This is a genomic window from Streptomyces sp. NPDC017890, assembly GCF_044328675.1.
GTDB lineage: Bacteria > Actinomycetota > Actinomycetes > Streptomycetales > Streptomycetaceae > Streptomyces.
The window spans coordinates 220538-245675 of the sequence record NZ_JBIRHU010000002.1; the positions used below are offsets into that span (position 1 = coordinate 220538).

Genomic DNA, 25138 nt, shown 5'->3' on the forward strand with positions numbered 1-25138 from the left:
CCGATGAGTAAGGCGTACAGAACCACTCCACAGGAGGACCCCAGTGGCGAAGGCGAAGTTCGAGCGGACTAAGCCGCACGTCAACATCGGCACCATCGGTCACATCGACCACGGTAAGACGACCCTCACGGCCGCCATTACCAAGGTGCTGCACGACGCGTACCCGGACCTGAACGAGGCCTCGGCCTTCGACCAGATCGACAAGGCTCCCGAGGAGCGCCAGCGCGGTATCACGATCTCGATCGCGCACGTCGAGTACCAGACGGAGACGCGTCACTACGCCCACGTCGACTGCCCCGGTCACGCGGACTACATCAAGAACATGATCACGGGTGCCGCGCAGATGGACGGCGCCATCCTCGTGGTCGCCGCCACCGACGGCCCGATGCCGCAGACCAAGGAGCACGTGCTCCTGGCCCGCCAGGTCGGCGTTCCGTACATCGTCGTCGCCCTGAACAAGGCCGACATGGTGGACGACGAGGAGATCCTGGAGCTCGTCGAGCTCGAGGTGCGTGAGCTCCTCTCCGAGTACGAGTTCCCGGGCGACGACCTGCCGGTCGTCAAGGTCTCCGCTCTGAAGGCCCTCGAGGGCGACAAGGAGTGGGGCAACTCGGTCCTCGAGCTCATGAAGGCCGTGGACGAGGCCATCCCGGAGCCCGAGCGTGACGTCGACAAGCCGTTCCTGATGCCGATCGAGGACGTCTTCACGATCACCGGTCGTGGCACCGTCGTCACCGGCCGCATCGAGCGTGGTGTCCTCAAGGTCAACGAGACCGTCGACATCATCGGCATCAAGACCGAGAAGACCACCACCACGGTCACCGGCATCGAGATGTTCCGCAAGCTCCTCGACGAGGGCCAGGCCGGTGAGAACGTCGGTCTGCTCCTCCGTGGCATCAAGCGCGAGGACGTGGAGCGCGGCCAGGTCATCATCAAGCCCGGTTCGGTCACGCCGCACACCGAGTTCGAGGCCCAGGCCTACATCCTGTCGAAGGACGAGGGTGGCCGTCACACCCCGTTCTTCAACAACTACCGCCCGCAGTTCTACTTCCGTACGACGGACGTGACCGGCGTCGTGACCCTCCCCGAGGGCACCGAGATGGTCATGCCGGGTGACAACACCGAGATGAAGGTGGAGCTCATCCAGCCCGTCGCCATGGAAGAGGGCCTGAAGTTCGCCATCCGTGAGGGTGGCCGGACCGTGGGCGCCGGCCAGGTCACCAAGATCAACAAGTAAGCTCCGCTTGCTTGTCGGTCCACCGACCTGACATGGGCTGATGCCTGAGAGGGGCCCGTACGACTTCGGTCGTACGGGCCCCTCTCGCGTGGGCGGACGGTGGCCGGCCGCGGTCGCGCGTCAATGCCTCTGGCCGGGCGTCACTCGATCGCGGCAATCAATGGCATATGCCGACGCTGGTTGCCCCCGATCGGCCTACGTTCGGCGCATGGTCAGCTCATCCCATGAGGCGCTGCATCGGATCTTCCAGGAGGATCCGGCTCTCTTCGCCCGTGCAGTCAAGGGCCTTGGCATCACCTTCGCCGGCCCGCTCTCCGGGGAGCCCCTCCCCACCGACCTCACCGAGAACCGCCCCGTCGACCGGCGTCTGGACACGCTGCTGCGCATGGACGCCAGGGACGGCGAGAGCTTCCTCCTCGCTGTGGAATCCCAGGGAAAGCCGGACCCCGACAAGCCGGCGAGCTGGGCGTACTACCTGTCGCACCTTCACGCCAAGTACGGCCTGCCGCCGATCCTCCTGGTCGTCTGTGCCGACCGCCGCACCGCGTCCTGGGCGGCCCGGCACGTCGACATCGGGCCTCCGCAGTGGCCCTCGCTCACGGTGCGCCCCCTGGTGCTGGGGCCGGACAGCCTGCCCGTGATCGACAGCCCCGACGAGGCCGCGCGTGACATTCCGCTGACGGTGCTCTCCGCGGCTCTGCACCGCCGGGACCCGGACGCCGATGCCATACTGAAAGCGCTGGCGACGGCACTGAAAGATCTGTCGGCCGACGACGAGAACACCGCAAGCATCTTCATCGAGCTCACGGAACAAGGCCTCGGCAAGACGCCGGCCGCAGACCTCTGGAGGCACATCATGGCCGCCGACCTCTCCTTTTTCCAGTCGCAGACTGCTCAGAGCCTTCGTGCCGAGGGACGTGCCGAGGGACGTGCCGAGGACATCCTGTTTCTGCTGGACGGTCGTGGCGTCGAGGTGTCCGAGGAGGAGCGCGCGCGCATCGTCGGCTGTGAGGATCTCGATGTCCTGAGTGTCTGGTTCGCTCGGGCGATCACGGCTGTGTCGGCGGCTGAGGTGTTCACGTCGGCCGGGGAGTGAGCGGCCGCGTCGGCGGGGCGGTCGAGGGGGGTCTGTGAAGCGCCGGTGCGAGGTCACTCGCGTACGCCCGCCGGCTCCGCCGGACGGCGCCGCAGGGTCAGGGCCGCGGGAGCGACCGAGGCGAGCACCGCGAGGAACGCGCAGGCGGACACGACCGCACCGATCGTCGCCCACGGCAGTGCGGGTGTGACGGGTACCGAGAGCAGTCCGAGCGCCGCCCACATCCCGGCCAGGTTGAGCCCGGCGGCGAGCAGCCCCAGGAGCGCGCCGACGGCGACGACCGTCAGTGACTCGGCGCCCACCAGCCGCAGTACCTGCCCGTTGGTGGCGCCGGCCAGCCGCAGTACCGCCAGGTCGCGGACCCGGTCGGAGGTGGCCATCACCATCGTGCTGATCAGGGAGATGCCGGTGTAGAGCAGGGCGATCCCGAGGACCAGGAGGAGGCCGAGCCGGGTCGCGCGGTTGGTCTGCGGGTAGGTGGCGGCGACCCACTCGTCCTCGGTGAGCACCTGCCCGCCGGCGGAGCGCGCCGCCTCGCGCAGTCCGGCGGCCACGGCCTCGCTGTCGGCGCCGTCGGCGAGGGCGACGTCCACCCGGTCGACCGCGGCGCCGGGGGCGTTGGCGGGCGTGACGTAGACGCCGTTGTCGCCGGTGCCGGTGTGCATCACCGCTGCGATGCGCAGCGTCTTCTCCGTGCCGTTCCCGAGCCACACCCGCACGCTCTGGCCGACGGAGTGCCGTTCCCACTCCTCGTTGACGATGATCGAATGGTCGTCGAGGTCGGTCGCCTTCCCCGCCGCGAGCGGCAGCCGGGTGGTGGCGGCCAGGGCCGGGGGGCTGCCGACGGCGCGCGCGTCGGACCTGATGAGCGCCACGCCCTCCTCCAGGACGTACACCGCGCTCGACGAGCTCGGCGAGATCTCCGCCCCCGGCACGGCGCGCAGCCGCTCCACGGTCCGTGCGTCGAAGCCCGTGCCGCCGTCCGGTGATGTGACCACGAAGGCGGCGGTGGTCCGCTCGCGGGTCTCGGCGGCCTTCGCCTCGTTGAGCGTCGCGGTGGCGCCGAGCAGCGAGCCCGCGAGGGCGACCGTGACCAGCACGGGCGCGGCGACGGCGGCGGTACGGCGCACGCCGGCGGCCGCGTTCTCGCGCACCAGCATGCCCGCGGCGCCCGGCAGCCGGGACGGCAGCCAGGCCAGCAGCCGGGTCAGCGGACGCACCACGACCGGTGCGAGCAGCGCCATAGCGGTGATCACCAGCATCGGCCGGCTCACGTAGGTCTTGCGGTGGAGCAGGTCGCCGGGGTCGCCGGTCAGGGCGATGCCGAGCGTCACCAGGGCGGTCAGCAGCAGCCCGAGACCGCACAGCCGCCGGCCCGGGGTCATCGGCCCGGCGTCCACGGACGCCTCGCGCAGCGCCTCGGTGGGGCCGGTCCGGCCTGCCCGCCAGGACGCCGCGACCACGCCGCACAGGGCGACGAGGAGCCCGGTCCAGAAGGCCATGTGGTACGGCCAGGTGTGGTCGCCGATGGCGAACCAGGCCGGCGCCAGCCCGGCGTCGACCACCCACGCCGCCAGCCTCGGCGCACCGTACGAGCCGAGTGCGCATCCCGCGGCCGAGGCGAGCACACCGATCAGGAGGGCCTCGGCGATCACCATGCGGCGGATCTGCCCCGGCGTGGCCCCGGCCGTGCGCATCAGCCCGAACTCGCGCCGCCGCTGGGCGACCGCGAAGGCGAAGGTGGAGGCCACGACGAACACCGAGACGAAGGCGGTGACGCCACCGGCCGTGCCGAACAGGGCGTTCATCGCGGTCAGCGCCTCGCTGTCCCGGTCGGGGTCGGCGTCGGCGTACCGCCGGTCGTCCCCGGTGAGCACCTGGACGCCCGCGCTGCCGCGCACCGCGTCCCGTACGGCGGCCGGGTCCGCGTCGGCCACCACCAGCTGCACGCTGACCGGTGCGAGCCGGGCGGCACGCGCGTCGGTGAAGAAGACGGCGTCCTCGAACCCGCGGTCGGGCACGGTGCCCACGACCCGCACGGTGCCCCGGTCGGTCCGCACCCGCTCGCCCGGTGCGGCCCAGCCGCCGGTGACGACGACCTCGTCGGCCGTGCGCGGCGCGCGGCCCGCGTCGAGGGCATACGGGGCGAACGCGGCGGTGGACCAGGGGTGACCCACCAGGACACCGGGCCCGCGGGCGTCGGCCGCGTCGCCCGAGTCGGCCGTTCTTCCCGAGTCGGCCGTTCCGCCCGAGTCGGCCGTTCCGCCCGTGTCGGCCGCCCCGCCGTGGACCCGTACGGGGAAGGACCGGTCCTCGACGACCGTGCCGAGCCGAGCCAGTTCCGCCACGACAGGGGCGGGCACGGCCCGCGGCTGCGCGAGTTCCTCCGTGCGGTCGCCGATCGGTGTCGGCACCCGCAGGGTGTCCTGTCCCCGGACCACGGTCGGCGCGGCGGCGAACCGCTCCGGCGCGCGGTCCGGCGCGTCCAGCGAGGAGGCCAGGGCCAGCCCCGTCACGGTGAGCAGGGCGACCCCCAGCGTCAGCGCGACGAAGCTGCCGACGAAGGTGACCCAGCGGGTGCGCAGGGTGCGCAGGGCGGTGCTCAGCACGGGGTGGCCTCCAGCCGGGGCGTGCGGGTGGGGACGGTGTCGGGGGTGGTGTCGGGGGCGCCGGTCGGGTCTCCGTCGGCGTCGGCCGCGTGGCCGGCGTTCGTGGCCCGGCGGGTGCGCGGGTTGCACGGGGCGGTGCTCAGCAGGGAACGGTCTCCAGCCGGGTCATGCGGGCGGCGATGGTGTCGGCGCCGGCTCCCGTGAGTTCGCCGTTGACCCGGCCGTCGACGAGGAAGACCACGCGGTCGGCGTAGGAGGCGGCCACCGGGTCGTGCGTGACCATGACGACGGTCTGGCCCTCGCGGTCGACCATGCCGCGCAGCAGGGTCAGGACCTCGCGGCCGGTCTCCGAGTCGAGCGCGCCGGTCGGTTCGTCGCCGAACAGCACGTCGGGGCGGGTGATCAGCGCGCGGGCCAGGGCGACGCGCTGCTGCTGGCCACCGGACATCTCCGTGGGCCGGTGCCGGGCCCGGTCTTCGAGGCCGACCTGGGCGAGTACGTCGCGTACCCGGGCCCGGGAGGGGCGGCGGCCGGCCAGGCGCAGGGGGAGCGCCACGTTCTGCTCGGCGGTCAGCGACGGCAGCAGGTTGAACGCCTGGAACACGAACCCGATGCGCTCACGGCGCAGCAGGGTCAGCCTTCTCTCGCTCAGCCCGGTCAGCTCGGTGCCGCCGACGGCCACCGACCCCGACGTGGGCCGGTCCAGGCCGGCCGCGCACTGCAGGAGGGTCGACTTGCCGGAGCCGGAGGGGCCCATCACGGCGGTGAACGTCCCCTCGGGAAAGGCGAGGGAGACCTCGTCGAGGGCCGTCACGGTGCTGTCGCCCGCCCCGTACCGCCTGCTGACGGAACGCAACTGCACCGCTCCGTCGCTCATCTGACCGTTCATCTGTCCCCACTACGTCGGCTGCCGGGCTGGTGACTCCACGAAACCGCCTGCGACCACCCCGGCGCAGTGCGGCAGAGGCGAGAACCGGGGTAGGGCAGGCCATACCCCGGGGAGGCCCACTGGACCGATGGCCCGGCCGTACGCGGGAGTTCTACGGTGATCCGCATGCACCCTCGCAATGTGTGGCAGGCCATGGCCGGCCCCGGTTTCCTGCTGTCGGCGTGGCCGTGGCGCGCGGCCGCCTACCTGGTGACCGGCGTGGTCGCCGGTGCCGTGACCCTGGTGGGGGTCGTGGCCGCGGTGGCCGCGGGCGGTGTCCTCGCCGTCGTCGTGGTGGGGCTGCCGCTGTTGGTCCTCACCGCGCTGGCGGGCATACCCGTCGCCCAGCTGGAACGACACCGGCTGCGCCTGGTCGACCGCGATCCCGCACCCGGCCGGCACCGGCGGCCCGATGCCGCGGGCCTGTGGGCCTGGCTGACGACCCGGCTGCGGGAGCGGTCGACCTGGCAGGAACTCGGTTACGCCCTGTTGTTCGCCTTCCTGCTCTGGCCGTTGGACGCCCTCGTCGTCCTCGCCGCCCTGGCCCTGCCGCTCGCCACGGTCGCCACTCCGCTGCTGATGGCCACCGTCGGCGGCGGCGAGGAGGCGAAGGTGCTCAAGCAGTGGACGGTCACCACCTGGCCGACCGCGTTCGGCATGGCGGTGCTCGGGCTGCTGCTGCTCGCCCTGGGCTCCTACGCGCTGGGCCTCGCGGCGGGCGCCCGGGCCGAGTTCACCCGCGTACTCCTGGCGGCCCCGCGCGGCGGCGACCTGGGCGACAGGGTCGTCGAACTCACGCGCTCACGCGTGCGTCTGGTGGACGCCTTCGAGGCCGAGCGGCGCCGCATCGAACGCGACCTGCACGACGGCGCGCAGCAACGCCTCGTCGCCCTGACGATGGCCCTCGGCCTGGCCCGCCTGGACGCACCGCCCGGCCCGCTCGCCGACCAGCTGGCGAAGGCCCACGGGGAGGCGGGGAAGGCGCTGGAGGAACTGCGTGAACTGATCCACGGCATCCATCCCAAGGTGCTCGCCGACTACGGCCTCCAGGCCGCCGTCGACGACGCGGCCGACCGGTCCGCCGTCCCGGTCGACGTACGCCTGGAGCTGCGGGGGCGGCTGCCGCAGGCGGTCGAGGCCGCCGCCTACTTCGTGGTCTGCGAGGCCCTCGCCAACGTCGCCAGGCACAGCGGCGCCGACCGCGCGGAGGTGACCGGCGGCCACCGTGACGGACGGCTGCACCTGGAGGTCCGCGACGACGGCCGGGGCGGGGCCGAGGCCGGGGCGGGCAGCGGCCTGACCGGGCTCGCCGACCGGGTGTCCGTACTGGATGGCAGACTCTCCCTGTCCAGTCCGCCGGGCGGACCGACCCTGTTGCGCGTGGAGATTCCTTGCGAGTGGACCGAACGCTTCGCGTAGTACTGGCCGAGGACAGCGTTCTGCTGCGGGACGGGCTGGCCGGCCTGCTCGACCGCTGCGGACACGAGGTCGTGGCGGCCGTGGGGGACGCGGAGGCGCTGATCACGGCGGCGGAGGAGCACACCCCGGACATCGTCGTGACGGACGTACGCATGCCGCCCGGATTCCAAGACGAGGGCCTGCACGCGGCGGTGCGGCTGCGGGAACGGCGCCCCGGCCTGCCCGTCCTCGTCCTCAGCCAGTACGTGCAGCGGACCTACGCCGCCGAACTGCTGGACTCCGGTGACGGCACGGGCGTCGGCTACCTGCTGAAGGACCGCGTGGGCCAGGTCGAGGAGTTCGTCGACGCGCTGGCCGAGGTCGCGGACGGCGGTACGGTCGTCGACCCGGAGGTGGTGCGCCAGTTGCTGCGCCGCCGCCGGGACCCCCTGGAGCGGCTCAGCCCGCGCGAGCGGGAGGTCCTCGCCCTGATCGCGGAGGGCAGGTCCAACGCCGCCATCGCCCGCGAACTCGTCGTCTCCGAGGCCGCGGTGGGCAAACACATCGGCAGCATCCTCACCAAGCTCGACCTCCCTCCGGCCACCGAGACGCACCGCAGGGTGCTGGCGGTGCTGGCGTATCTGCGGGCCTGATCCCGGCGGCGCGGCGGGTGTTCCGGGGCCACGGCCTCGGAGCCGCAGCGGTTCGGTCACGACTTCCGCACGGTGCGGGGCACCGACACCGAGCGGCGGGACGATGGACCGTCCAGTTCTCGCCGTTGGAAAAGTGAGTCCGTGAGTACAGTCCCGCCCTCTGAACGCCCCGACGACGAACCGTCCTCCTCCGTGTCCGACGAGCAACTGGAGTCGTTCCTGCGGGAAGCCGCCGGGAGCGGCGGTGTTCCGGCGCCCAAGGAACCGTCCGCCAGGGCACGCATGGTGACCCAGCGGTTGCGGGAGCAGGACGGGACGGCACAGCGCGCCGCCGGCCGTGGCCGGTGGCCGCGCCGAAAGCGGAAGGCGCAGGGGCCGCCGTCCGACACCCCGCCGGGATGGCGTACGGGCCCGGCGGCGCAGGGGATGGACGGTGGCCGTACGCGTCGGCGGCGACTGCGTGCGGCTGTCGGGGTGGCGATCGCCGTGGGGCTCGTCGTGGTCGCCGTACGTCCGTCGCTGGTGCTGGACCGGATACCCGAGTGGGAGGCCGGAGGCGCCGCTCCGTCCTCGCCTGCGCCGTTGCCGGGCGAGACGGCGCTGCCCACCGGTGCCCCCGGCCGGGCCGATCTGCTGGACGTGCCGACGCGCGACGACCCGTTCCGCGGTTCGCCCGCCCTGCGGTGGGGTGACGGCGCCGCCGCCATCGAACTGCCGGATGCCGAGGCGGTCGGCGGGATGAGCAAGGCCGACGTGGAGTTGGCGCTGCGCCGCACCAAGGAGTTCCTGGTCGCGAGCAACCTCGACCCCGCCGTGTTGCGCGGCGAGCGGCCCGCCGCGGCGATCGGGGTGCTGGATCCGACGAACTCCGTCATGCGCTCGCGCGTGGAGCGAGCGCTGACCGCCCCCAGCCGGGACGACAATCCCCTCACCCTCTTCAGCCGCTTCGACCCCGCCGAGGCGCGCGTGCTGGGCGACGTGGTCAAGGTGCGCGGCCACATGACCTTCGCCGCGGGCGAGCCGGGCCAGGTCGACGTGCACGCGGACTACACCTTCGTGTACCCGCTCGTGCGGGCCGGCGCGGACGACGGGCCCGTGGAGCGCACCACCGTTCGCCGCGACATCACGCTGACCCTGTCGGATCCGCGCAAGTGGCAGGTCGAGCAGGGCACGCTGAACCTCAAGACCTATGAAGTCCGCACCTACAACGACGAGTGCGGTGTGTACGACGGGTATCTCCACCCCGCCTTCCCCCACACCGCGGCGACGGGCGCCCCGGGCACCGGCCCGGCAGCGGACCCCTACGACCGCAGTCAGGCGATGGGGCAGGAGTCGGCGTCGGATGAGGAGGAGTGCGGCACGGTCACCCGCACGTGACCGGCGGGTGACCGGCGCGATGACGTGACCGGGCCCGGGTGCTCTCCCTCAGCGCACCCGGGCCCGTCCCCGCCGTCCCCCGTGGCCGTCCCCCGCAGGTCGTCCCCGGGAGGCGTCCCCCGTGGGTCATCCCCCGTGCGGTGGTCAGGCGCTCACGCGCGCTGCCACAGTGCCGGTACGTTCGGCGGCTCCCAGCCCTGCTGGGCCTGGTGGCCCTGGAGGCAGCGGTAGGTGGCGCCGCCGTACGTCACGGTGGCACCCGGCTGGTAGACGGTGCCGGCCGCCCAGGTACCGCCGGGCGGCGGCTCCTCGGGACCGCCGTTGTCACCGGTCGTCTTCAGTGTGAGGCCGTAGTTCTGCAGCAGCGGGTTGATCGGCTGGAAGTACGTCGTGCCGCCGCTGCGGCAGTCGCCCGAGCCGCCGGAGGTGACGCCCTGCGCCTGGCTGCCGGAGATGTACGAGCCGCCCGAGTCGCCGGGCTCGGCGCACACCGTGGTGCGGGTGACGCCGCTGATGGTGCCCTCGGGGTAGGTCACGCTGGTGTTGTGCTGCTGGACGGTGCCGCAGTGCCAGCCGGTGGTGGAGCCGGAGCGGCACACGGACGCGCCGACCGGGGCCTGCGTCGATCCGGTGACCTGGACGTTCTGGCCTCCGGCGCCGCTGACGTACGGGGTCGCCGTCCAGCTGGAGTTGGTGGCCACCCAGGCCATGTCGCGGCCGGGGAAGGTCGAGCCCTGGAAGGTGCCCTGGGCCACCCGGTTGGCGCCGCTCGTGCTCGCCCCGGTCCGTCCGCAGTGACCGGCGGTGGCGTAGCCCTGCTGGGTGCCCTTGGTGATCGGGAAGCCGATCGAGCAGCGTCCGCTGTTGTTGATGTAGTACGCCTCGCCGCCCCGCAGGTCGTACAGCGGGCGGGGCTTCTCGGACGTCTTCTCGACCCGGGCGAGTCCGGCGTCGACACCGGCCGCGTCGAGGAGGGCGCGGGCAGCGGCGGGCCGTACGGCCCGCACGGTGACCGTGTTCGTCCGCACGTCGACGTACCGGACGGGCGCGTCGGTGGTGTCGCGGCCGGCGGCGGCCCGGTCAAGCCGGGACTTGGCCGCGTCCAGGTCGGCGAGCGAGTGGCGTACGACGGTGGCCGCGGCGCCCGCCGCCTCGATGGCCGCGACGTCGTCCGCGTCCGTCGTCGCCACGGTCAGCGTGCCGGACTCGGCGCCCCGCAGCCACGCGCCGGCGAAGTCGCCGCCGAGCGCGGCGCGGAGCCGGCCCGCGGTGGCGCCCGCCTCGGCCTCGTTGACGAGACGGCGTTCCGCCTGCTGCCGGTCGAGGCCGAGGTCGCGCTGCATGGCGGTGAGGAGGGCGGGCGGCGCGGCGTCGGTGCGGAGGGTCTCGGCCGCGGTGGGCGCGGAGCCGGCGGATGCCGCACCGGCGCTCGCGGAGCCGCTGAGCCCGGCCACGAGCAGGGCGGCCGTCGCGGCGACGGCGGCACCCGCGGCTCTGGTGTGTCGGTGTCGGTGGGGCATGGGGGATCTCCTCGGGTCTCGGCGGGTCCCGGCGGGCCCGGGTGGGCCCCGGTGGGTCCGGGGCGGGCCCCGGTGGGTCCGGGGTGGGCCCCGGTGGGGAGGTGCCGAAACCGTAGGGAGGGCCGACCGGCAGCCGTAAGACGTCGGCCGGCCCCCTCCCCGGTGTTATGGAAGGCGTACGGGGGCCAGGAGGGGAGGCGGCAGGGGGGGCGGCAGGGGTCAGGAGACCCGGTTCGCGGCCATCCACCGCGTGTAGCTGTCGCTGCTCGCCGCGACCCCCGCGTGCGCCATGCGGGCCTGCGCGAGCACGGTCGCGGCGGTGTCCTGCCGCTGCGTCACCGCATGCCAGCCGAGCAGGTGCCGCCAGGCCAGCGGGGTGCCGGTGAGCGGCCGGGTGACGATGCCGGGCGTGGTCGGGAAGGTCGCCCGGCACAGCCCGACCGCCCGCCCCACCTGCACCAGGTGTACGAGGGACGCGGTGTCCGTCTCGTACATGCGGCGCGGGGTGAACCCGGCGCGGGCGCAGGACGCGGTGAAGCAGTCGCCGAAGCAGCCGTCGCCGGGCACGCAGGCCCACTCCTCGCCGGCCAGCTCGGTCAGGTCCACCTCCGTCCGGTGGGCGAGCGGGTGGCCGTCGGGCATCATCACGAACACCGGGTCGACGGCGACCTCCCGCCAGACCAGCCCCTCGGCGCCGGGCGGGGACGCGGACCCGCAGGTCCCGGCGAGCGCGAAGTCCAGCCTGCCCTCCGCCAGTTGCTCGGCCAGCTCCCGCTCCGACCAGGACGTACAGGTCGTCATCCGGGCGTCCGGCGCCACGCCCGCCAGCCGGTCGACGAGGGCCCCCAACAGGGGGCCGTGGGTGCCGCCCAGCCGCAGGCGTCCCGTCGTGCGCGGCGCCCGCGCGAACCGGGCCGCCTCCTGCTGCAACTCCGTCACCGCGGGCAGCACGATCCGGCTGCGCTCCAGCACCAGTTCGCCCAGTGCGGTGGCCCGCACCCCGTGTCTGCCCCGCACGAACAGCGCGCCGCCCAGGGCCCTTTCGATCCGCTTGAGCTGTGCGCTCAGCGCGGGCTGTGCGAGGCCGAGCGCCGTCGCTGCCCTGGTGAGGCTGCCGGCGTCGGCGATGGCCCGGACCGTCTTGAGATGCCGCAACTCCAGCTCCATGAGGGGAGCTTGCGACGAGGGAGGGGCGGGGGCAAGGGGTTGGTCCGGACCTGTGACGGCGGAGTCCGCGAGGCCTGCAAAGCCCGCAGAGCCCGCAGGCCCTCCTCAGGAGAGGCGGGCACATGGCGAAGCGGAGCAGCGTTTCAGTCCAAGGGAAGTGATACCTGCTCCGTGGCCGGGCCCAGGTACGTGTACTCGGTGGCCCGGGCGATACCCACGGCATCCAGGCTCTGTCTGAACCGGACCCGGAAGTGGACGATGTCCCCGAGGCCGGGTCGCATACGGAGCAGCGCCTCGGGCTCCTCGAAGTGGACGTCGTAGGCGGGGGCGTTCTTGGCCGTGCCCGTCTTCACCTTGACCCATCCGCTCTCCCGCAGTTCTGTGATGCGGCCGGAGATGGTGAGCTCCTGGTCCCGGGGCCGGGTTTCGCGGAGTCGGGCGACGAAGTGCCGGCCGCGTTCGCTCAGGCGGGCGCTGCGCACACCGCCATTCGCGTCGTACCAGGTCACATCCAGGTTCAGGGCGTACTTGTCCAAGGCGCGTGCCACGGCGTCCACGGAATCGAAGAGCCGAGACCACTCCTGGACGTCCTCCTCGGACTCCAGCGCGTCCAGGAGCCGGGTGAAGGTCTGCATGCCCGTGTTGGTCGCGGAGGCGGCGGGGACATCCAGTACCCCCTCGTCCGTGGCGTGTGCGGTGACGGGGCGGGCATGGATCACGGTGCTCCCGGCCGAGAGGCCGGTCAGTTCCAGCTGGACCGGGGTTCGCGCGGCTGCGGAGACGGCCCTCTCAACGGGATCCAGTAGGGCGTCACCCCACTGGAAGCGCAGTGCACCGCCCTCGGTGTCCGGTCCGGTGAGTCGGAGCCGCAGCTCCTCGTCGAGGTGGGCGTTCGGCTCGTACTCGCGCGCCGCCGCAAGGCGGCTCGCCCGGTGATCGGCCTCGATCGCGTCGTCGTCGCGTTCCTCGGTGCCCATTTCCGCCAACAAGCGTTCCGCGGCCCCCGCGGCTGCGGGGTCGTTCCTCAGAAGCGCGCGCCTGCGCTCACGCCAGCTGTCACTACTGGTCACAGTCGCACCTCCAGATACCCGCGCGCCGGGGCAGCGCTTTCCTCCGAGGGGGAACGAGTTGCGTGGTCGGGCAACCGGCAACGCTGCCACCAGTCGTCCCACACACCCCTTTCCATGAAGTATGTCCGTTCCTCGGGCGCCATGCGCTCAGGCCGGAAGACGTTGCCGACGGGGCGGTACCCGACTCTCGTCGGCGAGACGCCGTACCTTTCTTTCACGCTGTCCCTGCTCTTGAATGCGCCGGTCAGCCACTTGGATCCGGGCTTACCGCGTACCGCGCGCTCGGCCCTGGTGTCGATCAGCAGTGTCGCGTCGATGTTCCGTGGATCGATCTTTGCGCTGACGAAGCTGCCGCCCAGCCACAGCCTGTGGACGAGAGCGAATTCGCCGAGGACGTCGGCGTAACTGTCCTCAAGGGTGAAGAACCGCTCCAGGTAGTCCTGCAGCCCGTCCCACAGCTGGGTGCGGGTGGCGGACTCGTGAAACTCCGGTGCGCTGACCAACGTGGCTTCCGCTTCGTCGAAGGAAACCGAGTACCGGCCCAGCGGCAGGAATCCGTTGGGAGCGAAGGAAGGCAACACGGGCTGTGGTCCTGTCGGTGCGTTGGTATCCAGTAAGAACTCACGACGTACCGTGCGGTCCATCCTGCCGCCACAGGAGCCGTGCCGACGGGGTTTTCGCTGACGTGACTGGCCACGGCGGAGCACTGCTGCCAGCCGGTCATTCGTCGTCGAAGATCTCTTCTGTGCTGGAAGCGGTGACGGCGCGGAGGAGCCAGCGGAGCTGGGTCTCGGGGTCCTGGCAGTCCGTGACCTGTTTGCGGGCGGCCTCCGAGAGGACGAGCCCTCGTTCTCCCAGAAGAAGCAGGAGGTGTTCTGTGCGGAACTTTGTGATGCGCTCGACGTGGTCCTTCTCGCGTTCTCTCTCCAAGACGATCGTGCTCACGAGGTGCTTCCAGACGATGCCGGTCGGGTGAGTGTGGAGGCCCTGGGCCGTGAGAGCGATAAGCGGGTTCGCGTCCACTTCGGGGAGCTCCCGCAACACAGTGGACAACGTGTCCAGCGCTGTTCCGATGCCCTGTACAGCCGGATGCATGATGGCCGACAGCGCGGTCAGGGTCGGGTCGGCGCGGACTTCGTCGAGGTCGGTGATCAGCGGCAGGTTGTCGGGGCCCGCGACGAAGGGGTGCAAGGCGAGTGCGGGTGGCTGGACAGGACCGCTGGCCACCGGCTGTCCAGCCCAACGCGCCGTGTCCTGGTCGGAGCACACGATCAGCAGAGCTGTGGGCAGCCGATACTCCGTCCACAGGTATGCGACGTGGTGTGCCCAGTGAGCGGGCCTCCTGCGGTCTTGCCGGTCCTGTGCCTCGATCAGCAGGAGGAAGCTCTCCTGCCCTGCCGTTTCCAGTTGCAGCAGCGTGCTGCCCCGACAGGCGAGAGAACCCCAGTTGCCGACGCCCGAGAACAGCACAGTCGCCTCGGTGATGGCGGGAACGGCGATACCGAGGAGTGGTGCTACGCGGGCGAACAGGCCGGGATCGTGCCTGAAGAGGCGGTGCAGTGATTCGGCGGGTGGGCTGGACATGGAGGCACCGGGTTTCTGGAGGTGGTGGACGAGGATCGGAGCTGAGGGCTTCAAGCGGGTGCACCGACTGTCCGGCATTCTCGGCAGCGGTCTTCGGTCTCGGGGGCGCGGAAGCCGCGGTCGCAGCCGTCGCAGTTGCGCACCTCGTAGCGGGGCGGTGGGGGACCGACGGGGGCCCTGAAGGGCGGCGGGGGCGGCAGCTGGGCGGTGAGGCGGTGGGCCAGGAGCGCGGCGGGGCGGCGCAGCGGGGCGTCGGGGAGGTCGGTGGTCAGGGCGTGGCGTACGGCGGTGGAAGCGACGTCGCGTTCCAGCCAGGCGGCGACGCCGGGCGCCAGGTGGGCGGTGTCGGTCGCGGAGAGGAGAAGGCGGGGGTCGTGTCGCCGCAGGCCGGCGAGGATGTCGATGGCCTGCTGGAGGAGCGTGGGGGCGGTGCGGCTGGGCTGCGGGACGGCCGGGAGGGCCTTGCGGGGGCCGGTTCCGCGCGTGTGGGGCGGGGCCGTTTGCTCGGGGTGTCGTTCTGCCGCTGGGCGGGCCCGGCGGGGTGCTGCGGCCGGTCGGGAGGGCCTTGGGGGGTGCTGCGGCCGGTCGGCCGGTTCGCGATGGGGCCGTGGCTGGTTGCAGGAGACCGTGCGGGTGACGATGCGGCCGGTCTCGGTGCGGTGGCGTTCGCGGCGCAGGTAGCCGTGGGCCTCCAGCTCGCGCAGGGCGGCGGCGATGCGGGTGGGGCCCTCTTTGAAGCGGGCGGTGAGCGTCTTGATGTCGGCGCTCGCGCCGGTGGGGAGCGACTGGATGTGGCAGCTGAGGCCGATTGCCAGCAGCGACAGCTCCGGGTGTTGGGCCAGGTGGTTGCCGATCACCACGAAGCGGGTGGTGTGGCGGGTGTTCTCGTGGATGACGCCGCCGCCGTGGTGACGCGGACGGGTCGGATCGGCGGCAGGGGCTGACTGGGCGCGCGAGGGCGCGCTAGGGTTTTGGGTACCCATCGGGAAGGTTTCCTCTTCCTTGGTGGTTAGGCCCTCGCACCGGGATTGCAGTCCCGGCGGGGGCCGAATTATTTCTCGGTCGTTTGCGCTGAGAGTAGGGGAGTTGGGGACCCGGAAATCCAGCTGATCCGGTGTTGTTCACCCGCCCGAGTGACGACGTGCCTCGGGCGGGAGGGGTGGGGCTTGGTGGGGTTCTTTTCCCCGAGTTCTTTTCTTTGGTAAGGCACCGAAGGCACCGCAACCTCAGAACGTGGGTCGCGGTGCCGTAAAGCTCAGTTCCGCCCACACGGTCTTGCGCGGGAAGCGGCCCTCGGTTACTCCCCAGCGGTCCGCGAGCGCCTCCACGAGCAGCAGGCCACGGCCGGATTCGGCGTCGGGGGCGGGTACTTGGGGGTGGGGGAGCTCCTGGCCACGGGTATCGGTGACCTCGATACGGAGGGTCTCGCCGACGACGTAGAGCGTGAGCCGGAAATCGCGGCCGGGAACGCGTCCGTGGTCCGCCGCGTTGTTGGCCAGTTCGGCGACGACGAGGCGTGCCGGGTCCAGGGGCAGTTCCCAGGAACGGAGCTGCTCGGTCGCGAGCAGGCGGGCGAGGCGGGCGCCGCGTGGCGTGGGGGAGAGCTGCACGCTGAAGTTGCGGACGTAGGTCGTGAGTTCGGCGGATTTCTGGTTCACGTCACTCAGCGTGGCGTCGTGTGCGTACCGTGAAAAGTGACTCAATGAGTACACGAGGTCACTGTCCGGTGGTTGTCCAGTGCTGTCGGTGCTGTCGGGGCGGGGCGTACGGGTAGGGCGCTGGGAGCAATGCGGTGAGTACGACGAAGGGGCGCGGGATGACGGTCGAGGCGGAGGCGGGCAGGCTCAAGGGCGAGGCGGACGAGCCGGGGTGGGAGGTGGACCCGGACGACGAGTGGGGCGTCGCGGTCATCGCCACGGTGGGGCGGCAGCTGAAGCTGCGCCGCGAGGCGGTGGGGATGCGCGCCGCCGACTTCGGGGTGGCGGTCGGGTACGGGGAGGACCTCGTCTACAAGGTCGAGGGCGGGAAGCGGATTCCCCGGCAGGAGTATCTGGACAGGGCCGACGAAGTGCTGGACGCGGGCGGGCTCATCGCTGCCACGTGGGAGGACGTGAAGAAGGTCCGGTACCCGAAGAGGGTGCGGGAGCTGGGGAAGTTGGAGGCGCAGGCGGTTGAGATCGCACTGTATGAGTGCCACATCATCCCTGGGCTGCTGCAGACGCGGGAGCATGCGCGTGCGGTGATCGGGGCCGCGCAACCGCCTTACTCGCCGGATGATGTGGAACGCATGGTGGCAGCTCGCCTGGCCCGGCAGACGGTATTCGAACGCATGCCCGCTCCAGCCCTCAGCTTCGTCCTGGAGGAGGGGGTTCTGCGTCGTCCTATCGCGGGCACAATGGCTTGGCGACAGCAGCTTGGACGCCTGCTGGAGGTGGGGCGCTTGCACAACGTCGTGCTTCAGGTGATGCCGATGAACTGCGACACCCACTCCGGTCTGGATGGACGGATCGAGCTGCTGAAGTTCCCGGACGGTACTGCGGTGGGGCGTTCAGACGGCGCGTTCGCCGGGCGACCGACCGGCGAGCCCAAACACCTGCGCATCCTTGAGCTGCGGTATGGCACCATCCGGGCTCAGGCCCTCTCGCCGGGGGAGTCGCTGGCCTTCATCGAGCAACTGCTGGGAGAAACATGATCCGCAAGACCATCGCCGGGGAAGCTTCCGAGCTGGCGTGGTTCAAGAGCAGCTACAGCGGTGGAAACGACGGCAACTCCTGCGTCGAACTGGCTCTGACCCCCGGCACCATCCACATCCGCGACTCCAAGACCACCGACGGCCCCCGCCTCACCCTCACCCCCGCCGCCTGGGCGGACTTCCTGCCGTACGCGTCGGAGGGCTGACCTCCGGCTCGACGACCTCCTGCGTCCCCACCACCGCCAGCAGCTCCAGCAGCCCCGCGCTGTCCGTCCCGACCGCCGGTGTGAACCAGAGCAGCCGCTGCCGCCCGTCCTCGCTGAACAGGTTGAGGCAGTTGACCTCGATCACCCCGAGCGTCGGGTGGACGATCCGCTTGCGGTCGTCCCGCCGGAAGGCCACGTCATGGTCGGCCCACAGCGTGGCGAATTCGGGGGAGACGGCGAGCAGCGTACGGAGCATGGAGCCGACATCCGGATCCTTCGCGTCCCTCCTCGCCGCCGCGGCCCTCAGATCGGCGACGAAGGCGCGGGACTGGCTCTCGTGGTCGGCCTCGGGATGCAGGCGCCGGGTGTCGGGCTCGGTGAACCACCGGTGCACGAAGCTGGCACGGGGCCCCCGGAGACCGGACTGGTCCCCGACAAGCGCCACGGCCAGCGGATTCTGTACGAGGGTGACGTGCAGGTCCGTGATCACCTGGGCCGGGGTCGAGGTCATCCGGCCGAGCAGGTCGAGCATGCCGGGGTGGACGTGCGAGGCGGCCCCGCCCTGTACAGGGACCGGTCGGTCCGCGAGCCGGTAGAGGTAGTCCCGCTCGTCGGCGGACAGCCGCAACGCCCTCGCCAGCGCGGCGATCATCTGCTCGGACGGCTGCGAACCGGCGCCCCGCTCCAGCTCGTTGTAGTAGTCCACCGACGCCCCGGCGAGCTGCGCGACCTCCTCGCGGCGCAACCCCGGAACCCGTCGCCGGGGCCCGGCCGGAAGCCCGACGTCGCCCGGGCGGATCCGCTCGCGCCGCGAACGCAGGAACGCTCCCAGCTCGGCGTACTTCACAGCGCTCATGGCATCCATTCTGCGCCGGGCCGGGCCGGTGACCCAGGGGATGACATCCCCTGGTTGCGCGGGCGAAGGCCGCCCATCGTGGACCCATGAGCCCGACCACGGACACGAACACGAGCACGAATCAGCACACACCCTCACCGGCGGACACCCGGGTCGCCGTCGTCACCGGCGGATCACGCGGCATCGGCCGGGCGGTCTCCGAGAAGCTCGCCCGGGACGGCCTGGCCGTCGTCGTGAACTACGCCCGCGACGCCGCCTCCGCCGAGGAGACGGTGGCGGCGATCACCGCCGGCGGCGGACGCGCGATCTCCGTACGGGCGGACGTGGCCGACGAGAAGGAGGCCGCCGAGCTGTTCGACCGGACGGAGCGGGAGTTCGGCGGCGTCGACGTGGTGGTGAACTCGGCCGGGCGGCTGGCCCTGTCGCCCATCGCCGACCTCGACCTGGCGGCGCTCGACGCCATGCACCGCACCAACATCCGTGGCACCTTCGTCGTCGCCCAGCAGGCGGCGCGGCGACTGCGTCCGGGCGGTTCGTTCGTGGGGTTCTCGACCTCCGTGGTCGGTACGCAGTTCCCCGCCTACGGGGCGTACGCGGCGAGCAAGGGTGCCGTGGAGTCGATGACGCTGATCCTCGCCCGCGAGCTGCGCGGGCGGGACATCACCGTGAACACCGTCGCCCCCGGCCCCACGGCCACGGACATGTTCCTCGAAGGCAAGACCCCCGAGCAGGTCGACCAGCTCGCCAAGACCCCGCCCCTGGAACGGCTGGGCACGCCGGAGGACATCGCCGGTGTGGTCGCCTTCCTCGCCGGCCCGCAGGGGCGCTGGGTGAACGGCCAGATCCTGCGGGCCAACGGCGGCATGGTCTGACGGCACGGCCGAACCTCAGCCCCAAGACCAACAGCCCCGAGACCAACAGCCCCGAGACCACCAGCCCCAAGACCACCAGCCCTACCCAAGGAGTCAGTCATGCCTTTCGCCCACTTCAAGGTCCCCGCGGGCACCATCACCGCCGAGGACAAGAAGAAGATCGTTGAGCGCACCACCGACCTGTACGCGGAGATCTACGGTGAGCGGGCCCGCTCCAACACCGTCGTACTGGTCGACGAGGTCAACGACGGCGGCTGGGGCGTCGGCGGTGCCGTCCTCACCGCCGCCATGCTCAACGGTGACGTTTGACCGCTTCGCGGACCGCTCCGGTAGCCTTCGTCCGGGACATCCGTAAACATCCGGTATGAGAATGATCGGTCTCACATAGTGGTCACGCCCTGCGCAGGGCACTGGCCAGGATGTTTACATGCGCGTAACACTCAAGTGTCCCGCGCGCGGCAACGGCGCCGAGCGCCCATCACCGGACCGACCCGGACGACGGCCCCGTACGGCTCCGTGCACCCGCGTACACCCAGTGCGTCCTGTGCGCCCGTACCCCCGGCCCTCGTCCCGGGTCTCCGGTGCCCGCCGTGCCAGAAAGGCCCCCCGTGACGACGCGAAGCGAGACCAGGACCGCGCTCGACAACCTGCTCACCGAGATCGAACACCGCAACCCGGCCCAGCCGGAGTTCCACCAGGCCGCCCACGAGGTGCTGGAGACGCTCGCGCCGGTGCTCGAGGCCCGCCCCGAGTACGCCGAGCCCGGCCTCGTCGAGCGGCTGGTCGAGCCGGAGCGGCAGGTCATGTTCCGGGTGCCGTGGCAGGACGACCGGGGCCGGATCCACGTCAACCGGGGCTTCCGCGTCGAGTTCAACAGCGCGCTGGGCCCCTACAAGGGCGGCCTGCGCTTCCACCCCTCCGTCAACCTGGGCGTCATCAAGTTCCTGGGCTTCGAGCAGATCTTCAAGAACGCGCTGACCGGCCTCGGCATCGGCGGCGGCAAGGGCGGCAGCGACTTCGACCCGCACGGCCGCAGCGACGCGGAGGTCATGCGGTTCTGCCAGTCGTTCATGACGGAGCTGTACCGGCACATCGGCGAGCACACCGACGTCCCCGCGGGCGACATCGGCGTCGGCGGCCGGGAGATCGGCTACCTGTTCGGCCAGTACCGCCGGATCACCAACCGCTGGGAGGCCGGCGTCCTCACCGGCAAGGGCCAGGGCTGGGGCGGCTCGCTGATCCGCCCGGAGGCCACCGGGTACGGCAACGTGCTCTTCGCGGCGGCGATGCTGCGCGAGCGCGGGGAGGACCTGGAGGGTCAGACGGCGGTCGTGTCCGGCTCCGGCAACGTCGCGATCTACACGATCGAGAAGCTCGCCGCCCTCGGTGCGAACGCTGTGACCTGCTCGGACTCCTCCGGCTACGTCGTCGACGAGAAGGGCATCGACCTCGACCTGCTGAAGCAGATCAAGGAGGTCGAGCGCGGCCGGGTCGACACGTACGCCGAGCGGCGCGGCGCCTCGGCCCGCTTCGTGCCCGGCGGCAGTGTCTGGGACGTCCCGGCCGACATCGCGCTCCCGTCCGCCACGCAGAACGAGCTGGACGAGAACGACGCCGCCACGCTCATCCGCAACGGCGTGAAGGCGGTCTCGGAGGGCGCGAACATGCCGGCCACGCCCGAGGCCGTCCACCTCCTCCAGCGCTCCGGCGTCGCCTTCGGCCCCGGCAAGGCGGCCAACGCGGGCGGCGTCGCGGTCAGCGCCCTGGAAATGGCGCAGAACCACGCCCGTACGTCCTGGACGGCGACGCGGGTCGAGGAGGAGCTGACCCACATCATGAACGACATCCACACCACCTGCCACGAGACCGCCGAGCGCTACGGCGCCCCCGGCGACTACGTCACGGGCGCGAACATCGCGGGCTTCGAACGCGTCGCCGACGCGATGCTGGCCCAGGGCGTCATCTGAACCCGAGGAGAACGCCCCGCCAACACGGCGAGGAGGGGGTGCGGGGGTTTACCCGAACCCCTACCGCTCCCGTGGTCGCTGTTCTTGTCTGTTCGGATGGTGCGCGCAGCGGACAGTGAGACATCGGTGCCCGAGCGGGCGGAGGGACGGCCGAAGCAACCGCTCCCGCCGCTCGCCGTGGTCCTGCCGGGCCGGGGACCGTCACCGGCCGTCGCCCGTGAGCGTCGGCCGGCCGCGCCGGACGGGAAGCAGGCGGGCGGAGAGGGCACCGGCGGAAAGCGTGCGGGCGGCCGGCTGTACGTCATCGACGGCATCCGCCTGCTCGCCGCGCTGATGGTGGCCGCACACCACTACGCCGGCACCTGGCGCGCCGACCGCCCCGGCAACCTGATCTGGGACCGCCCGGTGTCCGAGATCATGCCCACGGTGTTCCGCGTCGCCTCCTACGGCTGGATCGGCGTCGAGATCTTCTTCGTGATCAGCGGCTTCGTGATCTGCATGTCGTGCTGGGGCCGTACCCCGCGCCAGTTCTTCGTCTCCCGCGTGATCAGGCTCTACCCGGCGTACTGGTTCGCGGTCGTGTTCACCACGGCCGTACTGATCGCCGTACCGGGTGTGTGGGAGCGCCTCCGCCTGCGCGAGGTCCTCCTCAACCTGACCATGCTCCAGTCCGGCTCCGCCGTACCCAACGTCGACGGCGTCTACTGGACCCTCTGGTCCGAACTCCGCTTCTACCTGCTCTTCCTGGTCGTCGTCGCCATGGGCCTGACGTACCGCAGGGTCGTGGTCTTCTGCTGCGTGTGGGGCGCGGCCGCCATGCTCGCCCCGGTCGCCGACCTCCACCTGCTGGAACTGGCCGCCAACCCGGACGGCGCCTGGTACTTCATCGCCGGCCTCGCCCTCTACCTCATGCACCGCTTCGGCCAGGACCTGCTCCTGTGGGGCATCCTCGCCATGGCGTGGCTGATGGGCCAGATGGAACTGGGCAACCGGATCGAGGAGGTCGAGCGCGTCTCCGGCTGGCGGGGAAGCGTGGTCGTCTTCACCGTCTTCCTGCTCTTCATGGTCGCCGTCGCACTCGGCCACACGGACCGCATCCGCTGGAAGTGGCTGGTCACGGCCGGTGCCATGACCTACCCGCTCTACCTGATCCACTACGCGGCCGGCACGGCCCTCATCGGCCGCCTCCGCGACACGATGGACGCCAGACTGCTGATCGCCCTGATCATCACGGGCTTCCTGCTCCTGAGCTGGCTCATTCACCGCTTCGTGGAACGGCCGGTGTCACGGCTGCTGAAGAAGGGGCTGGACACGTCCTTCGCACGGATGTGCGACGCGGGCGGCCGGCGATGACCCGGAGTGCCCGCCAATGCGCCGCAGTGCGACCCCTCGGAGACGCCGCGATGTGTACCCCTCGGTGACGTGGGGTACAGTCATCCACTTCGATTGGCCAGCCCCCTGCCCCGTATGGCAGACTAACGGGGTTGCTCGGTCGAGTGCCGATGCTGCGCGTCTCCCGCCGGGAGGACCGGAAGCGAGTCCCACAGTACTCGTCGTCCCACGCATTGCACCGAAAGGTGCAGGGGCGGACGTACGGGAATCTTCCGGGAAGCGTCAGCGGGGTGCAGACCAGGCACCCGGTGGGCCTCTCGCCCCCGGCCTGCGGTTCCGGAAGGGCCCGCGACTCCCACTGCAGGGAAGTCCCGCAAGGGACATTCATGTCAGCGAGAGCGCGACACGCCCGACCGCGTGGGTCGGAGGGGGAGTGGAATGACAAGGGACCACCGGGTCCAGAGCGTTTCGAGAGACAGGACTACTGAGTAGCCATGGCGGGACAGAAGATCCGCATCCGGCTCAAGGCCTACGACCACGAGGTCATCGACTCTTCGGCGAAGAAGATCGTCGAGACGGTGACTCGCACTGGTGCGTCGGTCGCGGGCCCGGTGCCGCTGCCCACTGAGAAGAACGTGTACTGCGTCATCAAGTCGCCGCACAAGTACAAGGACTCGCGCGAGCACTTCGAGATGCGCACGCACAAGCGCCTGATCGACATCCTCGACCCGACCCCCAAGACCGTTGACTCTCTGATGCGACTCGACCTCCCGGCCGGTGTCGACATCGAGATCAAGCTCTAAGGGCCGGTGATCTGAAGATGACCAAGCAGATCAAGGGCATCCTGGGCGAGAAGCTCGGCATGACGCAGGTGTGGGACGAGAACAACCGTGTTGTTCCGGTCACCGTCGTCAAGGCCGGCCCCAACGTCGTCACCCAGGTCCGCACGAACGACGTCGACGGCTACGAGTCCGTCCAGATCGCGTTCGGCGAGATCGACCCGCGCAAGGTGAACAAGCCCCTCAAGGGCCACTTCGCCAAGGCCGACGTCACCCCCCGCCGCCACCTCGTCGAGATCCGTACCGCTGGTGCCAGCGAGTACACCCTCGGCCAGGAGATCACCGCTGAGACCTTCGAGTCCGGCGTGAAGGTCGACGTCACCGCGAAGAGCAAGGGCAAGGGCTTCGCCGGCGTCATGAAGCGCCACAACTTCAAGGGTGGCAAGGCGTCGCACGGTGCCCACCGTGTGCACCGCATGCCCGGATCCATCGGTGGCTGTGCCACCCCCGGCCGTGTCTTCAAGGGCATGCGCATGGCGGGTCGCATGGGCAACGAGCGGGTCACCACCCAGAACCTGACCGTTCACGCCGTTGACGCGGAGAAGGGCCTGCTCCTCATCAAGGGCGCGGTTCCTGGTCCGAACGGCGGCCTCGTCCTGGTCCGCACCGCGGCCAAGGGGGCCTGAGGTACCGATGAGCACTGTTGACATCCTTTCGCCTGCGGGCGAGAAGACCGGTAGCGTCGAGCTCCCCGCGGAGATCTTCGGCGTGGAGAAGATCAGCATCCCGCTGATCCACCAGGTCGTCGTCGCGCAGAACGCCGCCGCCCGCCAGGGCACGCACAAGACCAAGCGTCGTGGCGAGGTCCGTGGTGGCGGCAAGAAGCCGTACCGCCAGAAGGGCACCGGCCGCGCCCGCCAGGGTTCGACCCGTGCGCCGCAGTTCGCCGGCGGTGGCGTCGTCCACGGCCCGCAGCCGCGTGACTACTCGCAGCGGACCCCGAAGAAGATGAAGGCCGCGGCCCTGCGCCACGCCCTCACCGACCGGGCCCGCCACAACCGCATCCACGTCGTCTCCGGCGTCATCGAGGGCGACAGCCCGTCGACGAAGGCCGCCCGGACGCTGTTCGGCAAGATCTCGGAGCGCAAGAACCTGCTCCTGGTCGCCGACCGCGCCGACGAGGCCGCGTGGCTGTCCGCCCGCAACCTGCCCCAGATCCACATTCTGGAGCCGGGCCAGCTGAACACGTACGACGTTCTCGTCTCGGACGACGTGGTCTTCACCCAGGCCGCTTTCGAGTCCTTCGTGTCTGGCCCCAAGGCCGCTGACACCGAAGGGAGCGAAGCCTGATGGCTACGCGTCACCCGAGCATCGCCTCGAAGGCGGCCAAGGCCGCCAAGGCCGCGCGCGTCGCCAAGGCGCGTCGCCACGAGGCCGAGGGCAAGAACACCGTCGTCACCCCGGCCAGCAAGGCGTTCACGGACCCCCGTGACGTGCTGCTGAAGCCGGTCGTGTCCGAGAAGAGCTACGCGCTCCTCGACGAGAACAAGTACACGTTCATCGTCGCGCCGGGCTCCAACAAGACCCAGATCAAGGAAGCCGTCCAGGCGGTCTTCTCGGTCAAGGTCACCGGGGTCAACACGATCAACCGCCAGGGCAAGCGCAAGCGGACCCGCACCGGCTTCGGCAAGCGTGCCGACAGCAAGCGCGCGATCGTGACCCTTGCCGAGGGCGACCGTATCGACATCTTCGGCGGTCCGACCTCCTGACGGAGGTCCGGATCGTCCGGAATCGG

25 protein-coding genes are annotated in these 25138 nt (G+C 71.1%); 15 read left to right on the forward strand and 10 right to left on the reverse strand.

From position 1 onward, the window contains the following. Positions 1–43: 43 nt before the first annotated feature. Together tuf and ACH4F2_RS03895 are read left to right on the forward strand one after the other, a co-directional pair. A complete protein-coding gene (gene tuf / locus ACH4F2_RS03890) occupies positions 44–1237 on the forward strand; it encodes an elongation factor Tu (RefSeq protein WP_398131079.1) in 1194 nt (397 codons plus the stop codon). Positions 1238–1445: 208 nt separating this feature from the next. Then, positions 1446–2333: a hypothetical protein gene (locus ACH4F2_RS03895; protein ID WP_398131080.1), complete on the forward strand. Its 888-nt coding sequence runs from the start codon at positions 1446–1448 to the stop codon at positions 2331–2333. A gap of 53 nt (positions 2334–2386) precedes the next feature. Here ACH4F2_RS03895 and ACH4F2_RS03900 read toward each other — a convergent pair whose 3' ends face one another. Together ACH4F2_RS03900 and ACH4F2_RS03905 are read right to left on the reverse strand one after the other, a co-directional pair. Next, positions 2387–4942: an FtsX-like permease family protein gene (locus ACH4F2_RS03900; RefSeq protein WP_398131081.1), complete on the reverse strand. Its 2556-nt coding sequence runs from the start codon at positions 4940–4942 to the stop codon at positions 2387–2389. A 139-nt stretch (positions 4943–5081) separates the two neighbouring features. Next, the gene (locus ACH4F2_RS03905) at positions 5082–5819 is read right to left on the reverse strand and encodes an ABC transporter ATP-binding protein (RefSeq protein WP_398131082.1); all 738 of its coding nucleotides are present in this window, start codon (positions 5817–5819) and stop codon (positions 5082–5084) included. A 177-nt stretch (positions 5820–5996) separates the two neighbouring features. Between ACH4F2_RS03905 and ACH4F2_RS03910 the strand changes: the two genes are divergently transcribed. From ACH4F2_RS03910 to ACH4F2_RS03920, 3 genes are all read left to right on the forward strand, one after another. Further along, a complete protein-coding gene (locus ACH4F2_RS03910) occupies positions 5997–7289 on the forward strand; it encodes a sensor domain-containing protein (protein WP_398131083.1) in 1293 nt (430 codons plus the stop codon). Further along, positions 7268–7921, forward strand: a complete 654-nt coding sequence (locus ACH4F2_RS03915; protein WP_398131084.1) for a response regulator — start codon at positions 7268–7270, stop codon at positions 7919–7921. Before ACH4F2_RS03910 ends, ACH4F2_RS03915 begins: the two co-directional genes overlap by 22 nt. Positions 7922–8062: 141 nt before the next feature. Beyond that, on the forward strand, positions 8063–9298 hold the full coding sequence (locus ACH4F2_RS03920) for a hypothetical protein (RefSeq protein ID WP_398131085.1): 1236 nt from the start codon (positions 8063–8065) through the stop codon (positions 9296–9298). Between the two features lie 152 nt (positions 9299–9450). On the opposite strand, the gene ACH4F2_RS03925 is transcribed toward ACH4F2_RS03920, so the two are convergent. The 7 genes from ACH4F2_RS03925 to ACH4F2_RS03955 all read right to left on the reverse strand — a co-directional run bounded on the left by ACH4F2_RS03925 (position 9451) and on the right by ACH4F2_RS03955 (position 16297). After that, the gene (locus ACH4F2_RS03925; protein WP_398131086.1) at positions 9451–10818 is read right to left on the reverse strand and encodes an alpha-lytic protease prodomain-containing protein; all 1368 of its coding nucleotides are present in this window, start codon (positions 10816–10818) and stop codon (positions 9451–9453) included. Between the two features lie 219 nt (positions 10819–11037). Further along, positions 11038–11985 (reverse strand): LysR family transcriptional regulator, encoded by a 948-nt coding sequence (locus ACH4F2_RS03930; RefSeq protein WP_398131087.1) that lies wholly within the window; start codon positions 11983–11985, stop codon positions 11038–11040. 143 nt (positions 11986–12128) lie between these two features. Next, positions 12129–12962: a hypothetical protein gene (locus ACH4F2_RS03935; protein WP_398131088.1), complete on the reverse strand. Its 834-nt coding sequence runs from the start codon at positions 12960–12962 to the stop codon at positions 12129–12131. 89 nt (positions 12963–13051) lie between these two features. After that, positions 13052–13636 (reverse strand): DUF6932 family protein, encoded by a 585-nt coding sequence (locus ACH4F2_RS03940; RefSeq protein ID WP_398131089.1) that lies wholly within the window; start codon positions 13634–13636, stop codon positions 13052–13054. A gap of 139 nt (positions 13637–13775) precedes the next feature. Next, a complete protein-coding gene (locus ACH4F2_RS03945) occupies positions 13776–14639 on the reverse strand; it encodes a hypothetical protein (RefSeq protein ID WP_398131090.1) in 864 nt (287 codons plus the stop codon). A gap of 50 nt (positions 14640–14689) precedes the next feature. Next, entirely contained in the window at positions 14690–15622 is a 933-nt protein-coding gene (locus ACH4F2_RS03950) for a helix-turn-helix domain-containing protein (RefSeq protein ID WP_398131091.1), read from the reverse strand. Positions 15623–15865: 243 nt separating this feature from the next. Then, a complete protein-coding gene (locus tag ACH4F2_RS03955) occupies positions 15866–16297 on the reverse strand; it encodes an ATP-binding protein (RefSeq protein WP_398131092.1) in 432 nt (143 codons plus the stop codon). A 158-nt stretch (positions 16298–16455) separates the two neighbouring features. On the opposite strand from ACH4F2_RS03955, the gene ACH4F2_RS03960 reads away from it, so the two are divergent. Together ACH4F2_RS03960 and ACH4F2_RS03965 are read left to right on the forward strand one after the other, a co-directional pair. Further along, entirely contained in the window at positions 16456–17331 is an 876-nt protein-coding gene (locus tag ACH4F2_RS03960; protein WP_398131093.1) for a helix-turn-helix domain-containing protein, read from the forward strand. Next, on the forward strand, positions 17328–17537 hold the full coding sequence (locus ACH4F2_RS03965) for a DUF397 domain-containing protein (protein WP_398131094.1): 210 nt from the start codon (positions 17328–17330) through the stop codon (positions 17535–17537). Before ACH4F2_RS03960 ends, ACH4F2_RS03965 begins: the two co-directional genes overlap by 4 nt. Here ACH4F2_RS03965 and ACH4F2_RS03970 read toward each other — a convergent pair. After that, positions 17488–18402, reverse strand: a complete 915-nt coding sequence (locus ACH4F2_RS03970; protein WP_398131095.1) for a helix-turn-helix transcriptional regulator — start codon at positions 18400–18402, stop codon at positions 17488–17490. The two genes, ACH4F2_RS03965 and ACH4F2_RS03970, sit on opposite strands and share 50 nt — an antisense overlap. Before the next feature lie 77 nt (positions 18403–18479). Between ACH4F2_RS03970 and ACH4F2_RS03975 the strand changes: the two genes are divergently transcribed. From ACH4F2_RS03975 to rplW, 8 genes are all read left to right on the forward strand, one after another. Next, positions 18480–19265, forward strand: coding sequence for an SDR family oxidoreductase (locus tag ACH4F2_RS03975; RefSeq protein WP_398131096.1), 786 nt, complete (start codon positions 18480–18482; stop codon positions 19263–19265). Between the two features lie 99 nt (positions 19266–19364). Continuing rightward, positions 19365–19574, forward strand: a complete 210-nt coding sequence (locus tag ACH4F2_RS03980) for a 4-oxalocrotonate tautomerase family protein (protein WP_398131097.1) — start codon at positions 19365–19367, stop codon at positions 19572–19574. Between the two features lie 299 nt (positions 19575–19873). Continuing rightward, positions 19874–21232 carry an NADP-specific glutamate dehydrogenase gene (gdhA, locus tag ACH4F2_RS03985; RefSeq protein WP_398131098.1) on the forward strand — a complete coding sequence of 453 codons (1359 nt, stop codon included), beginning with the start codon at positions 19874–19876 and terminating at the stop codon, positions 21230–21232. A gap of 96 nt (positions 21233–21328) precedes the next feature. Next, complete coding sequence (locus tag ACH4F2_RS03990) at positions 21329–22585, forward strand: acyltransferase family protein (protein WP_398131099.1); 1257 nt, start codon at positions 21329–21331, stop codon at positions 22583–22585. Positions 22586–23058: 473 nt separating this feature from the next. Then, positions 23059–23367 carry a 30S ribosomal protein S10 gene (gene rpsJ, locus ACH4F2_RS03995; protein WP_003948644.1) on the forward strand — a complete coding sequence of 103 codons (309 nt, stop codon included), beginning with the start codon at positions 23059–23061 and terminating at the stop codon, positions 23365–23367. A 17-nt stretch (positions 23368–23384) separates the two neighbouring features. After that, positions 23385–24029: a 50S ribosomal protein L3 gene (gene rplC / locus ACH4F2_RS04000; RefSeq protein ID WP_053135618.1), complete on the forward strand. Its 645-nt coding sequence runs from the start codon at positions 23385–23387 to the stop codon at positions 24027–24029. 7 nt (positions 24030–24036) lie between these two features. Then, positions 24037–24693 (forward strand): 50S ribosomal protein L4, encoded by a 657-nt coding sequence (gene rplD / locus ACH4F2_RS04005; protein ID WP_053135621.1) that lies wholly within the window; start codon positions 24037–24039, stop codon positions 24691–24693. Beyond that, on the forward strand, positions 24693–25112 hold the full coding sequence (rplW, locus tag ACH4F2_RS04010) for a 50S ribosomal protein L23 (protein WP_007443985.1): 420 nt from the start codon (positions 24693–24695) through the stop codon (positions 25110–25112). The genes rplD and rplW overlap by 1 nt, the downstream gene beginning before the upstream one ends. Positions 25113–25138 lie beyond the last annotated feature (26 nt).